The organism is Dactylosporangium sp. NPDC048998 (assembly GCF_043197855.1).
Classification (GTDB): domain Bacteria; phylum Actinomycetota; class Actinomycetes; order Mycobacteriales; family Micromonosporaceae; genus Dactylosporangium.
The window spans coordinates 284,480-297,197 of record NZ_JBICTV010000004.1 but is presented as its reverse complement, the minus strand read 5'-3'; the positions used below and the strand labels follow the sequence as shown (position 1 = coordinate 297,197).

The 12,718-nt window shown below is 69.9% G+C and carries 11 protein-coding genes; 5 read left to right on the top strand and 6 right to left on the bottom strand.

Annotated elements, in window-relative coordinates; genetic code table 11:
- The first annotated feature begins 102 nt into the window (after positions 1-102).
- On the top strand, positions 103-336 hold the full coding sequence (locus ACGFI8_RS12140) for a hypothetical protein (protein ID WP_392803489.1): 234 nt from the start codon (positions 103-105) through the stop codon (positions 334-336).
- A gap of 199 nt (positions 337-535) precedes the next feature.
- Here ACGFI8_RS12140 and ACGFI8_RS12135 read toward each other — a convergent pair whose 3' ends face one another.
- Both ACGFI8_RS12135 and ACGFI8_RS12130 read right to left on the bottom strand, forming a co-directional pair.
- Positions 536-2,704: a (Fe-S)-binding protein gene (locus ACGFI8_RS12135; protein WP_392803487.1), complete on the bottom strand. Its 2,169-nt coding sequence runs from the start codon at positions 2,702-2,704 to the stop codon at positions 536-538.
- A 197-nt stretch (positions 2,705-2,901) separates the two neighbouring features.
- A complete protein-coding gene (locus ACGFI8_RS12130) occupies positions 2,902-3,186 on the bottom strand; it encodes a cell division protein CrgA (RefSeq protein ID WP_392803485.1) in 285 nt (94 codons plus the stop codon).
- 130 nt (positions 3,187-3,316) lie between these two features.
- Here ACGFI8_RS12130 and ACGFI8_RS12125 point away from each other — a divergent pair, with 130 nt between their 5' ends.
- Genes ACGFI8_RS12125 through ACGFI8_RS12110 form a run of 4 tightly spaced genes read left to right on the top strand, consistent with a single transcriptional unit; the run spans position 3,317 to position 6,078 of the window.
- On the top strand, positions 3,317-4,126 hold the full coding sequence (locus ACGFI8_RS12125) for a DUF881 domain-containing protein (protein ID WP_392804070.1): 810 nt from the start codon (positions 3,317-3,319) through the stop codon (positions 4,124-4,126).
- 13 nt (positions 4,127-4,139) lie between these two features.
- Positions 4,140-5,165 (top strand): class E sortase, encoded by a 1,026-nt coding sequence (locus tag ACGFI8_RS12120; protein ID WP_392803483.1) that lies wholly within the window; start codon positions 4,140-4,142, stop codon positions 5,163-5,165.
- A gap of 4 nt (positions 5,166-5,169) precedes the next feature.
- Entirely contained in the window at positions 5,170-5,424 is a 255-nt protein-coding gene (locus tag ACGFI8_RS12115) for a hypothetical protein (RefSeq protein ID WP_392803481.1), read from the top strand.
- 9 nt (positions 5,425-5,433) lie between these two features.
- The gene (locus ACGFI8_RS12110) at positions 5,434-6,078 is read left to right on the top strand and encodes an aminodeoxychorismate/anthranilate synthase component II (RefSeq protein WP_392804068.1); all 645 of its coding nucleotides are present in this window, start codon (positions 5,434-5,436) and stop codon (positions 6,076-6,078) included.
- An 80-nt stretch (positions 6,079-6,158) separates the two neighbouring features.
- Here the strand turns inward: ACGFI8_RS12110 and pknB are convergent, their stop codons facing one another.
- The 4 genes from pknB to ACGFI8_RS12090 form a co-directional block, all read right to left on the bottom strand.
- Positions 6,159-7,889 carry a Stk1 family PASTA domain-containing Ser/Thr kinase gene (pknB, locus tag ACGFI8_RS12105; protein WP_392804066.1) on the bottom strand — a complete coding sequence of 577 codons (1,731 nt, stop codon included), beginning with the start codon at positions 7,887-7,889 and terminating at the stop codon, positions 6,159-6,161.
- Between the two features lie 113 nt (positions 7,890-8,002).
- Positions 8,003-9,670: a serine/threonine-protein kinase gene (locus ACGFI8_RS12100; protein ID WP_392804064.1), complete on the bottom strand. Its 1,668-nt coding sequence runs from the start codon at positions 9,668-9,670 to the stop codon at positions 8,003-8,005.
- Positions 9,671-9,683: 13 nt separating this feature from the next.
- The gene (locus ACGFI8_RS12095; RefSeq protein WP_392803479.1) at positions 9,684-11,207 is read right to left on the bottom strand and encodes a peptidoglycan D,D-transpeptidase FtsI family protein; all 1,524 of its coding nucleotides are present in this window, start codon (positions 11,205-11,207) and stop codon (positions 9,684-9,686) included.
- On the bottom strand, positions 11,204-12,676 hold the full coding sequence (locus ACGFI8_RS12090) for an FtsW/RodA/SpoVE family cell cycle protein (protein WP_392804062.1): 1,473 nt from the start codon (positions 12,674-12,676) through the stop codon (positions 11,204-11,206). The genes ACGFI8_RS12095 and ACGFI8_RS12090 overlap by 4 nt, the downstream gene beginning before the upstream one ends.
- Positions 12,677-12,718 lie beyond the last annotated feature (42 nt).

The window sequence follows — 12,718 nt, the reverse complement described above, 5'->3', positions numbered from 1 at the left end:
CGAGATATGTGGATCACCCTCCCACTTTCGGGGGCTTTGCGCCGACTTGCGCAGCACTGATGCCGATGCGAGCAGGCACGTCGAGGCGTTGAGGGAGGCCCGATGGGAGCGGCGCTGATCGGCGCGTGTATCGCGCTCGCGGCCGGCATTGCGATGGGCAGCGCGGGCGCGAAGGCCAAGCGGGCCCGCCTGGACTACGCGCGCACGAAGGCGCTGGTCCCGGGCGCGCGCAGGAACGCCTGGGTCGAGAGCCTGCGCGGCCTGCGGGTCGCCGCCACGGCGGCGGCCGTCCTGGTCGCGCTGGCGCTGGCCATGAACGTGATCGGCCAGCACTGAACCAGGACCAAACCCGCTAAATCATATGATTTGTCGGATTTGTCGCGGCGCGGAGCGCCCGACAAATCTGGACCGCCCGGCGAATCGAAGGCTGCCGGCAAATACGAAGAGCCCGGCGAAACCGGGCTCTTGGCACCGCGGACCTGGAGCCTCACGGGAGGAACGGTCGCAAGTTGTACGGACCGGAGCCATGAAATTCCTATTGTTGTACGGCCCGCAGCAGCACCGACGCCACGTCCACGACCTCGACGTCGTCCGGGGCCGCGCCCGCGGCCTTCTTGCCCGTGACGCCGTCACCGAGCATCGTCAGGCAGAACGGGCACGCGACCGCCACCGTCTTCGCGCCGGTCGACAGCGCCTCCTCGACCCGCTCGACGTTGATCCGCTTGCCGATGCGCTCCTCCATCCACATGCGTGCGCCGCCGGCGCCGCAGCAGAAGGAGCGTTCCGCGAACCGGTCCATCTCCACCAGGCCGGCCCCGTCCGCGGCCGGGCCCGCGACCGCGCCGAGCACCTCGCGCGGCGGCGCGAAGACGCGGTTGTGCCGGCCCAGGTAGCAGGGGTCGTGATAGGTCACGGCGCCGTCGAGCGGCTGGACGGGCGTGAGCTTGCCGGCCGCGACGAGCTGGGCGAGCAGCTGCGTGTGGTGAATGACGTCGTAGTGGCCGCCGAGCTGGCCGTACTCGTTCGACAGCGTGTTGAAGCAGTGCGGGCAGGTCGCCACGATCTTCTTCACGCCGGCCTCGTTGAGGGTCTCGACGTTCTGCTGGGCGAGCATCTGGAAGACGAACTCGTTGCCGATGCGCCGGGCCGGGTCGCCGGTGCAGGTCTCGCCCTGGCCGAGGATGGCGAACTTGACGCCGGCCTCGTGCAGCAGCGTGGCGACGGCCCGCGTGGTCTTCTTCGCCCGGTCCTCGAAGGCGCCGGCGCAGCCGACCCAGAAGAGGTACTCGAAGTCGCCGTCGTCCACCTCGGCGACGTTGGGCACCTCGAAGCCCAGCCCCTTGGTCCAGTCGTCGCGGGTGGACTGCGCCGCGCCCCACGGGTTGCCCTTGTTCTCGAGGTTGCGCAGCATCACGCCGGCCTCGGTCGGGAAGTTCGACTCGATGAGGACCTGGTAGCGCCGCATGTCCACGATGTGGTCGACGTGCTCGATGTCGACCGGGCACTGCTCCACGCACGCGCCGCAGGTGGTGCACGACCACAGCACGTCCGGGTCGATGACGCCGAGCTCGTCGGCGCCGCCGATGAGGGGCCGCTCCGCCTCCGCCAGCGCCAGCACGTCGATCTTGGCCAGCTGCTCTTGGGTAGCCTTCTCCTCGCCGGTGAGCGTCTTGCCACCACCGGCGAGCAGGTACGGCGCCTTCGCGTAGGCGTGGTCGCGCAGGTTGAGGATCAGCAGCTTCGGCGACAGCGGCTTGCCGGTGTTCCAGGCCGGGCACTGCGACTGGCACCGCCCGCACTCGGTGCAGGTGGTGAAGTCGAGCAGGCCCTTCCAGCTGAACTGTTCGACCTGGGCGACGCCGAACTGGTCCTTCTCCGGGTCGGCCTCCTCGAAGTCCAGCGGCTTGCCCTCGCTGGTCATCGGGCGCAGTGCGCCGAGGCCCGAGCCCTTCCGGCCGGGGCTGCGCTTGAAATAGATGTTGAAGAACGCCAGGAAGCGGTGCCACGCCACGCCCATCGTGATGTTGCTGGCGATGACGATGACCCAGGCCATCGAGACGATGATCTTCAGCATCGCGATCAGGCTGACCGCGGCCGGCCAGGCCGGCAGCACCGAGCCCAGCGCGTGGCTGACCGGCGCGGCCCAGGCCGGCCACTCCAGCTCGTCGTTGGCGGCCTTGAAGCCGCGGATGAAGAAGCCGCAGATCAGGACGGCGAGGATCGTGTACTCGACGTAGTACGCCTGCCACATCGTCGAGCCGGCGAAGCGCGACCGCCGCTCCGGTTTGCTCGGCAGGTTGCGCAGCCGGATGCCGATCAGCACCAGGATGCCGATGAAGCCCAGCACGCCGATCCACTCGGTGACCAGGCCGTAGATGTTCCAGGCGCCGACCAGCGGCAGGCCGTTGGAGGGCTTGACGACCTCGAAATAGGCCTCGAGGACCAGCAGGGACAGCACGATGAACGCGATCATCACGAACCAGTGCGCGGCGCCGATGACGGTCCACCGCAGCATCCGGGTGTGCCCGAGGGTCTCGGCCAGCATGTTCCGCAGCCGCAGGCCCTTGTCGCCGCCGCGGGTCGGGTCGGGCTGGCCCAGGCGTACCACGGCCAGCATCCGCCGCACGGTGCGCACGACGAGGATCACCGCGACGACGGTGATGGCCGCCGCGACGCTCGCAGCCACGATCTGCACTGCACCCATGCCGAAGCCTCCCACGGTCTTCACGGCCTTGGCCTGAACCACTCCTCAGGTGACCTTAGTCCCTGTTGTTACCCGTGGGTAACGTGAAGTTGGTCGCAGCAAACGCTAGGCCACCGGACGCGCGGGATCACTCCTACACGGCAAGATGTGACGCATTTGCCCCCTCGGCGGACCGAGGGGGCAAGCGGCTCAGTGGCTCAGCGCCACTTGGAGAAGACGCCGAGCGACGCCACCAGGAACCCGAAGCCGATGGCGAGGTTCCAGTACTTCAGGTCGGCGAGCGTCGACAGCCAGTCGACGTCGAAGAACCCCTGCGTCAGGTAATACGTCACGAGCCAGGCGATGCCGACCACGACGAACGCCACCGCAAGCGCCGGTACCCATACCGGGCTCGGCCGCCGCTGGGCTGCCGCCGTCTCCTGCGGGCGCAGCTCCGCGGGGGGCGTGTAGACCTTCTTCTTGCGAACTGTCGACTTCGGCACGGCGCTCTCCTGGAGGGGTTCGTCTGGCCAACACTATCCATTGACGCCGCCACCTCCGCCAGCGTCGGCCTGAATAATGTTCTGTGACTAGCGTAGTCAAGTCGGCACGCGCGCGTGGGGAGGGGTCGTGGTGGAGTACACATCGGGCGGCTCCTCGTGGACGCGCGCCCTGCGCCGGCTCGGTCGCGCTATGCTGCCCCACCGCCGCCCGAGGCGCAGTTTTGCCTGGTCGGTGCTGACTCCGGTGGTGCTCGCGGTGGCCGGGATGCTCTTCTCGCTGAGCGCCGCGACCGCCAAGGGCACCGACCTGCGCAACGACCGGCGGCCGGAGCTGACCAATCTGATCGGCGCGCGCAAGCAGGAGATCGCCGCCTCCCGGGAGCGGGCCGCCCGGCTACGCGCCGAGATCGACGCCCAGCAGCGGCGCCAGGCGGGCACCGACGGCCAGGTCGACGGGCAGCGCAAGCGCGGCGACGCCGAGCAGGCCGCCGCCGGGCTCACCGCCGTGCACGGCCCCGGCGTGGTGGTCGTGCTCGACGACGCCCCGCGCCGCGCCGACGGCTCCCGCCCGGCCGGCGCCACCCCCGATGATCTGGTCGTTCACCAGCAGGACGTACAGGCCGTGGTCAATGCGCTGTGGTCCGGCGGGGCCGAGGCGATGACGTTGATGGGCGTCCGAGTGATCGCGACGAGCGCGGTACGCTGCGTGGGTAACACGCTGCTGCTCGACGGGCAGGTCTATTCGCCGCCGTTCGAGATCGCCGCCATCGGCGACCAGGCAGGACTTCAGCGCGCGCTCGAAGCCTCCGAGGGGGTCCGGTTGTTCAGGGAGGCCGCCGATACCTTCGGGCTCGGCTACCAGGTGCGCGTGGAGGCGAACGTGCAGGCCAGGGCGTATGACGGCTCGACGGCGCTGCGCGCCGCGCGGTCCGGGTCGTGATCGGGGCGCCGGCATGGACCATCGCCCCCGCCACCGGGCGCTCGACCAGGACGACATCGCGACCGCGATGCTGCCCCGCATCAAGGCCGAGGATCCGGGCGACGCGACCGCGATAATTCCGAAAGTTGCCCCGGAGACCGGCGAAACCGCCTATATTCCGAAATTCAGTGAACCTTCCGCGGACCCGACCGCGGTGCTGACGAAACTTCCACCGAAGCCCCCCTCCGACAGGCCCGCCGAACCGGCCCCGCCCACCCCCGAGGACCAGCCGGACGCAGCCGCCGCGCCCAAGGGCGCCATCGTGGTGCCGCTGCGCCCGGTCCGCACCGAGGAAGGGTACCGGAGCGTGTACTCCGAATATACGAGGACCAGTTTCGGCTCGGTGGCGCGCGCCATCAGCCGGGGCACGGGCGAGGTGCTCATCACCTTCGGCCTCATCGTGCTGCTGTTCGCGGGCTACGAGGTCTGGGGCAAGACGGCGATCGTCGACGCGCACCAGGACGAGCTCAACCACCAGCTCGAGCAGCAGTGGGCGCGGCAGCCGACAGTCGGCCCCAGCGCGACGCCGACGGTGGTGAAGCCGCCCAACGGCGCCGTCATCGCCTCCGTGCACATCCCGCGGCTGCAGAAGAAGTGGGCGATCGTGCAGGGCGTCACGCCGGCCGACATCCGCTACGCGCCGGGCCACTACCCGGACACGGCCCTGCCGGGGCAGGTCGGCAACTTCTCCATGGCCGGGCACCGCACGCCGGCCATCTGGTGGGACCTCGACCAGCTCAAGCCCGGCGATCCGGTGATCGTCAAGACGGCCGACACCTGGTACGTCTACCTGGTCACCGGCCACGAGATCGTGCTGCCGACCGCCGTGCAGGTGGTGGCCCCCGTGCCCGACAAGCCCGGCGAGACGCCGACCAAGGCGATGCTGACGATGACCACCTGCAACCCGAAGTTCAACAACTACCAGCGGCTCGTCGTGCACGCCGAACTCAACCGCAGCCAGCCCGTCTCCGACGGCGACCCGGCCGAGCTGAAGGGCTGAGCGCGTGTACTCCTGGATCTGGCGGCACATCCCGTTCAAGCAGTGGCAGCTCAAGGCGCTGGTCTCGGCGGTGCTCATCACCGGCGCCGGCGCCCTGCTGTGGTATGAGATCTTCCCCGCCGTCGAGCCGATCCTGCCGTTCTACGACGTCCAGGTGGAGAGCACCGACCCCGGCGCGGACATCAACGTGGAGAGCCCGGCGCCGCCGCCCTCAACGGGCCCCACGGCCACGAACCCGCCCGTCGTACTACCGAGTTAGGTGAGCGGATTGCGCGTCCTCGTCATCGACAACTACGACTCCTTCGTCTTCAACCTGGTGCAGTACCTCGGCCAGCTCGGCGTGGAGTGCGACGTCCGCCGCAACGACGAGATCACCGTGGCCGACGTCGGTGCGGCGAGGCCGGCCGGCGTGCTGCTGTCCCCCGGCCCCGGCACGCCGGAGCGGGCCGGAATCTGCATGGCGGTAATCGAGCAGTACGCCGGAAAGCTGCCGATCTTCGGCGTCTGCCTCGGCCATCAGGCGTTCGGCGCGGCGTTCGGCGCCACCGTGACCCGCGCCCCGGAGCTCCTACACGGCAAGACCTCGCTCGTGGAGCACGAGGGCCAGGGCGTGCTCGCCGGGCTGCCGGACCCGTTCATCGCCACGCGGTACCACTCGCTCGCGGTCGTCGAGTCGACGCTCCCGCCGGAGATCGAGGTGACCGGCCGCACCGAGTCGGGCGTGGTGATGGCGATGCGCCACCGCGAGCTGCCGATCGAGGGCGTGCAGTTCCACCCGGAGTCGGTGCTCACCCAGGGCGGGCACCTGATGCTGGCCAACTGGCTGGCCGTCTGCGGGCTGCAGAACGCGCTGGAACGGGCCCCGCAGCTCGTCGCCGAGGTCGAGGCCCGGCGGGTCGCGGCGTTCGCCTAGCGGCCCCGGCTGTGCACAACCCTGTGGATAACTGGCCAGTTATCCACAGGGTACGCAACGTAGTGACGCCCCGGAATTGATCAGGGGGTCGCGCTGCCGCTCGGCTTGGCCGACCCCGACGGATTCGCGGTCGGCCCGCCGTCGTCGAACTGGCCGATCCGCAGCACGATCGGCTCGCTCTTCGCGAGGGCCTTGCCAGCCGGCTTGTTCGTACTGACCACGAGCCCGTCCTTCGCCTGGTCGGCGACCGAGACGTTCTGTGTGGTGACGTTGGTGAAGCCGGCCTGTTCGAGCGCCGCCTCGGCCTGCGCCAGGCTCTTGTCGACCACGTTGGGCATGGTCGCCTGGTTGTACTTCGACACGTAGATCGTGACCGTCGAACCCGCCTTGACCTGGGTGCCGGCCGGCGGGTCGGACTGGACGACCTCGTCCTTGGGCTCGACTCCGTCCCGCTCCTGCACGTCCGGCGTGAGCTTGAGCTGCCCCAGCTGCTGGATCGCCTGGTCCTTCGAGAGCCGGACCAGCGGCGGCACGGTCACCATCGCCGGCGCGCCGCACACCGTGTAGTCGATCTGCGTCCCCTGTTTGACCTGCTTGCCCGGCTCCGGGCTCTGCGTGAGCACGGTGCCGGTCTGGCAGTCCTGGGAGGGGTCCTGCCGCGGGTCGCCGCTCAGGTTGTTCTGCCGCAGCGTGTTGTCCGCCTCGGCCTGCGTTCGCCCGGTGATCCGCGGGACCGGCACCGTCTGATCCCGGTTGGCCAGGTAAAGGCCGATCGACAGCGCGGCGACGGCGAGCAGGGTGAGCGAGGTCAGCGCGACCACCACGCCGGTGGAGCTCTTGCGTTTCTGCCGCTGGTTGGCCCGGGCGGGCTGACGCGAGGCCGGCGGCGGCCGGTAGGCGGTGTTCTGCGCCGCCATGACCGAGGCCATCTCCTCCTCGGTCATCACCGGCGGCGCCGACACCGGACGTCCGGCGGCGGCACGCATGACGTCCGCGCGCATCTCGCCGGCGCTCTGGTACCGGTTGAGCGGGTTCTTCGCCAGCGCCTTGAGCACGACCGCGTCGATCTCGGGCGTGACGTCGCGGTTGCTGGTGCTCGGCGGCCGCGGGTCCTCCCGGACGTGCTGGTACGCCACCGACACCGGGTTGTCCCCGACGAACGGCGGATGGCCGCACAGCAGCTCGAACAGCACGCAGCCGGTCGCGTAGACGTCGGAGCGGGCGTCGACGGGCTCGCCGCGGGCCTGCTCCGGCGAGAGGTACTGCGCCGTGCCGATCACCGCCGACGTCTGCGTCATCGTCGTCGCACCGCTGGCCAGCGCCCGGGCGATGCCGAAGTCCATCACCTTGACCTGGCCGGTCTGCGTGAGCATCACGTTGCCCGGCTTGATGTCGCGGTGGATGATCCCGTGCCGGTGGCTGAACTCCAGCGCGGCGCAGATGTCCGCGGTGATCTCCAGGGCCCGCCGGGGCATGAGTCGCCCCTCGACCGCAAGTACCTCCTTGAGGGTGCGGCCGTTGACGAACTCCATGACGATGTACGGCAGTTCCTCGCCAGCCGGGCCGCGCTCCTCGCCGGTGTCGTAGACGGCGACGATCGCGGGGTGGTTGAGGGAGGCGGCGTTCTGCGCCTCCCTGCGGAACCGCAGCTGGAAGGTGGCGTCGCGAGCGAGGTCGGTGCGCAGCGTCTTGATCGCGACGTCGCGGCCGAGCCGCAGGTCGCGACCCCGATGGACCTCGGCCATTCCGCCATAGCCGAGCAACTCCCCGACCTGGTAACGGCCGCCGAGGAGGCGCGGCTGGGCGGTCATGTCGTGTCGTCCTTCGGTCATCGACTATTACCTTGCCACGTCTTGCGACAAGAAGACATTCGGGTCGTTCCGGTCAGTCTGGATCAGTCTTGATCGGTCTGGATCAGTATGGGTCAGTCTGACGCACTGGTCCGGGGCGCGGGGGACTGAGACTGACCGGTGTTGCCGGTCTGCTCGCCCGCGGGCTCCGAGGGCTGGTCGTCGATCGCGCCCCGGTTGGCGTAGACAGTGATCGTGGTGCCCTCCGCCACCGGGCCACATGGCTGGACATCGACGACGCTGTTCAACATGAAGCCCCGGGTGGGCTTGTCCTCGATGTTGACGATCATGCCCTTGCGCTCGAGATCCCTCTTGTAGAGTTCGGCCAGCTGAAACTTCGGATGGCAATCCACCGTCACCAGTTTGCCGGTCGCCTTGGCGCTGGTCGGCGCGACGGCGGACGCAGCGGGCGAGTTGGTGCCGCCGACCTGGTTGTCCGGCGTGCCGTCGTTCTTGGTGGCCAGGTAGATGCCGCCGATGCCGACCAGCACCAACAGCACGACCGCGGCGATGCCGACGAGCACCAGCCCGTTGCGGCCGCCGCTGGGCTTGCGCGAGCCCGAGTCCATCGGCGGGGGCGGCGGCTGGTAGCCGCCGGTCGAGCCGAGGAACGTCGCCGTGTCGCCGCTGGGCGGCGGCGGGGGCACGCCGGCCGCGCCGCGCGCCTGGTGGCCGCCGAGGCCCGCGGCCGCGCCGGGCGGCGGCGGCATGGCGCCGGGCATGATGCGCGTGCCGGCCGCGCCGGAGGTCGGCGGGCCGGACATCGGCGAGCCGGACGTCGGGTGCCCGTAGCCGGGCGAGACGGGCGAGCCGGAGATCGGCGGCCCGGAGACGGGGTTGCGCTGGCCCGCGGGCGACCCGGGCGGGCCCATCGGCATGCCGGCCGGCGGCGAGACCGCCGGGCCGGTGGCCGTGCCGCCGCCGGACAGCTGCGCGGAGACGCGCCGGGCGGCCTGGGCGAGCGCCGCGGCGCTGGGCCAGCGGGCGGCCGGGTCCTTGGCCATGGCCCGCTCGACCAGCTGCGCCACCGGCGGAGGGATGTCCGAGGGCAGCGGCGGCGGCATGTCGCGCACGTGCCGCATCGCGATCTCGAGCGGGTTTTCGCCCTCGAACGGCCGCACGCCGGACAGGCACTGGTAGGCCACGACGCCGAGCGCGTATACGTCGGACAGCGGGGTGGCCTGGGCGCCGGACGCCTGCTCGGGCGAGATGTAGGAGGCGGTGCCGAGCACCGAGCCGGCCGCGGTGAGCTGGGCGACAGCCGCCGAGCGGGCGATGCCGAAGTCGGTGAGCACCAGCGTGCCGTTGGGGCGCACGAGCAGGTTGCCGGGCTTGACGTCGCGGTGGACGATGCCCTTCTCGTGCGCGGCCTGCAGCGCGTCGGCGGCCTGGGCGATGAGCGCCATGGCGCGCGCCGGGGTGAGCCGGCCGACCCGGGAGAGGGTGCGGGAGAGCGCGTCGCCCTCCACATACTCCATGATCAGGAAGGCGGTGCCGTTCTCGCTGCCGTAGTCGTAGATGTCGACGACGCCCGGGTGGTTGATGGTCGCCATGGTGCGCGCCTCGCCCCGGAAGCGCTCGGCGAAGCCGGGCTCCTCCAGCAGCGCGGGCAGCAGCACCTTGATCGCGACCGTGCGGCCGAGCACCTCGTCGGTGCCGCGCCACACGTCACCCATACCGCCGCCGGCGATACGTTCGTCCAGGCGGTAGCGCCCACCCAGGGTGGTGCCGGCGCTCAACATATCGCGCACCTCATTATCGAATGCCCTTTTCGTCCGCGTATGCCTTCATGACCAGACCGGCGATGCGAGCCGCCTCGGCGCTGCCACCTTTGCCAGCGTTCTGGAGGAAAACCGCGACCGAGACGATCGGCTTGCCGTCCTTCAGGGCGAAACCGATGAACCAGCCGTGGTCTGCTGCCTCCTCACCGTCCTGCGCCGTACCGGTCTTACCACCGACCTGCAAGCCCGAGATGCGAGCGCTCTTGCCCGTGCCGTCGTCGGCCGACACGACGCTGAACATCATGTCCTGCAGTTCGTGGGCGACGTCGGCGGAGATGGGGGTGCGCAGCAACTTGGGCTCGGTGTGGTCGGCGATCGACAGGTCGGAGTTCTGCAGGCGGTCGACAACGTACGGGCGCATCTGCTTGCCGTCGTTGGCAACCGTCGACGCAATCATGGCGCCTTGCAGCGGGGACATCTTCACCTCGCGCTGTCCGATGCTCGACTGAGCAACGGCGGGCGGGTCGACGCGGTTGTCCGAGCCGGCGGTCATCGGGCCGGTGTGGCTGGCCACGATGCCGCAGTAGTTGCGGTCCTGGTCCTCGACGAGGCGGGGCTCCTGCTCGAAGCCGAAGGCCTGGGCCATCGACTTGAGCTTGTCGGCGCCGATCCGCTCGACGCCCATCCGGGCGAACACCGTGTTGCACGACACCGTCAGGGCCTGCTTCAAGGTGATCTGGTCGGGGCAGACGCCGGTGTGCGAGTTCTTGATCTGGAAGTCCGAGACCTGCGGCGGCTTGTAGAACTCGCCGCCCGGCACCACCGAATCGGGGGTCAGTGACGGGTCCGCGGTCATCGCCGCCGCCGAAGTGATGATCTTGAAGGTCGACCCGGGCGGATAGATTTCCGACACGGCCCGGTTCAGCAGCGGCTTGCCCGGGTCACCGTTGAGTGCCTTGTAGTTCGCCAGGGCCGTGCCGGCGTCGTGGGTGCTCAGCAGGTTGGGGTCGTAGCTCGGCAGCGACACCTCGGCGAGGATCGCGCCGGTCGTCGGGTCCATGGCCACGACCGCGCCGTTCTTGACCTTGAGCTTGTTGTTGCCCAGCGCCTGGTAGGCGGTGTCCTGCGTGGCCTTGGAGATGCTCAGCAGCACGTTGCCGCCGGCCGGCTCCTTGCCGGTGAACAGGGCAGCGATCCGGTCGGCCGCCTGCTTGTCCGAGGTGCCGGCGAGGAAGTCGTTGTTGAGCTTCTCCAGGCCGGTCGCCGACAGAGGATTGACCGGCTTGTAGCCCAGCACGTGCGCGTACTCCTCCTTGAGCGGGTATGTGCGCAGGTACTTCAGCGAGTCCCCGGTGGACTCGGCGTCGGCGAGCACGGTGCCCTTCGCGTCGGCGATCTTGCCGCGCGGCCGCGCGTATTCCGCCGACTGCACCCGCGTGTTGTGCGCGTTGGTGCGGTAGTCGTCGGCCTTGACCACCTGCCGGTAGTTCAGGTTCAGGAACAGCAGGGCGAACAGGACCATCACCACGACGCCGACCCGGCGCAGCGGGGCGTTCATCGCACAACCTCCGTGGGCATCTCTTTGATCTGGACCGGCGCGCCGCCGCCCCCTCCGGTCGCGATGCCGCCGAGCCCGATCGCCGGCGCCCCGCCGGCCGGGCGGCGACCCGCATCGGAGATCCGCAACAGCATGCCGATCAGCAGCCAGTTGGCCACCAGCGACGAGCCTCCCGCCGAGAGGAACGGCGTGGTCTGCCCGGTCAGCGGGATGAGCTGGCTGATGCCGCCCACGATGACGAACAGCTGCAGCGCGATTGTGAACGAGAGTCCGCCGGCGAACAGCTTGCCGAAGGAGTCCCGCACGTTGATCGCGGACCGCAGTCCGCGCTCGACGAGCAGCAGGTAGACCACCAGCAGGGCGGTCAGGCCGAAGAGGCCGATCTCCTCGCCCATGCCGGCGAAGATGAAGTCCGTGCGGACCTCGGGCACCTTGGTCGGCTGGCCGGCGCCGGGGCCGGCGCCGGTGAGCCCGCCGGTGCCGAGCCCGAGTAGCGACTGGACCAGCTGGTAGCCCTTGTCGTTGGCGTCGCCGAACGGATCGAGCCACGTGGTCGCGCGCTCGGAGAAGTTCAGGAACGGCCCACCGATGGTCTTGCCCAGGAAGTACGCCAGGAACGCCCCGCCGAGGAACAGGACCAGGCCGATGATCAGCCAGCTGACCCGCTCCGTGGCGACGTAGAGCGTCACGACGAACAGGCCGAAGTACATCAGCGAGGTGCCCAGGTCCTTCTCGAACACGAGCACCATCAGCGACATCAGCCAGACCAGCACGACCGGCCCGAGGTCGCGGCCGCGCGGGAAGTCGATGCCGAGGAACCGCTTGCTCGCCAGCGAGAGCACCTCGCGCTTGCGCACGAGGTAGTAGGCGAAGAAGACCAGCAGGAAGATCTTGGCGAACTCGCCCGGCTGGATCGTGAACCCGGGCAGCTTGATCCACAGCTTCGCGCCGTTGATCGCCGAATATCGCGCCGGGAGCATCGCCGGGATCAGCACCAGCACGATGCCGGCGAGGCCGAGCGTGTAGGAGTACCGCGACAACGACCGGTGGTCCCGCACGATCGCCAACAGCGCGACCGCGCCGACCACGGCGGCCGCGGTCCAGCCCAGCTGGCGGAAGCCGTCCCCGCCGAACACGCTCAAACTCGCCCGCAGCGGCGCCTTCACGCCGGCCAGGTCCAGCCGGCGCAGGAACGCCACGCCGAGGCCGTTGATGAGCGCGACCGCGGGCAGGATCACCGGATCGGCGTACGGCGCCAGGAACCGCACCCCTACGTGGGCGACGCCGAAGATGCCCGCGATGATCGCGGTCTGCACCCAGAAGTGCGAGGTGACCTCGCCGGCGGCGTTGCCCTCCACCACGGCGGCGAACACGGTGAGGATGACGATGACGAAGAGGAGCAGCGCCAGTTCGACGTTGCGCCGGGTGCGCGGGCGGGCGGGCGCGGAAACGCCCGCTCCGCCGCTCATGGGCGACGGGATGGCGGTGGCGGTCACAACTGGCTTCCTCTT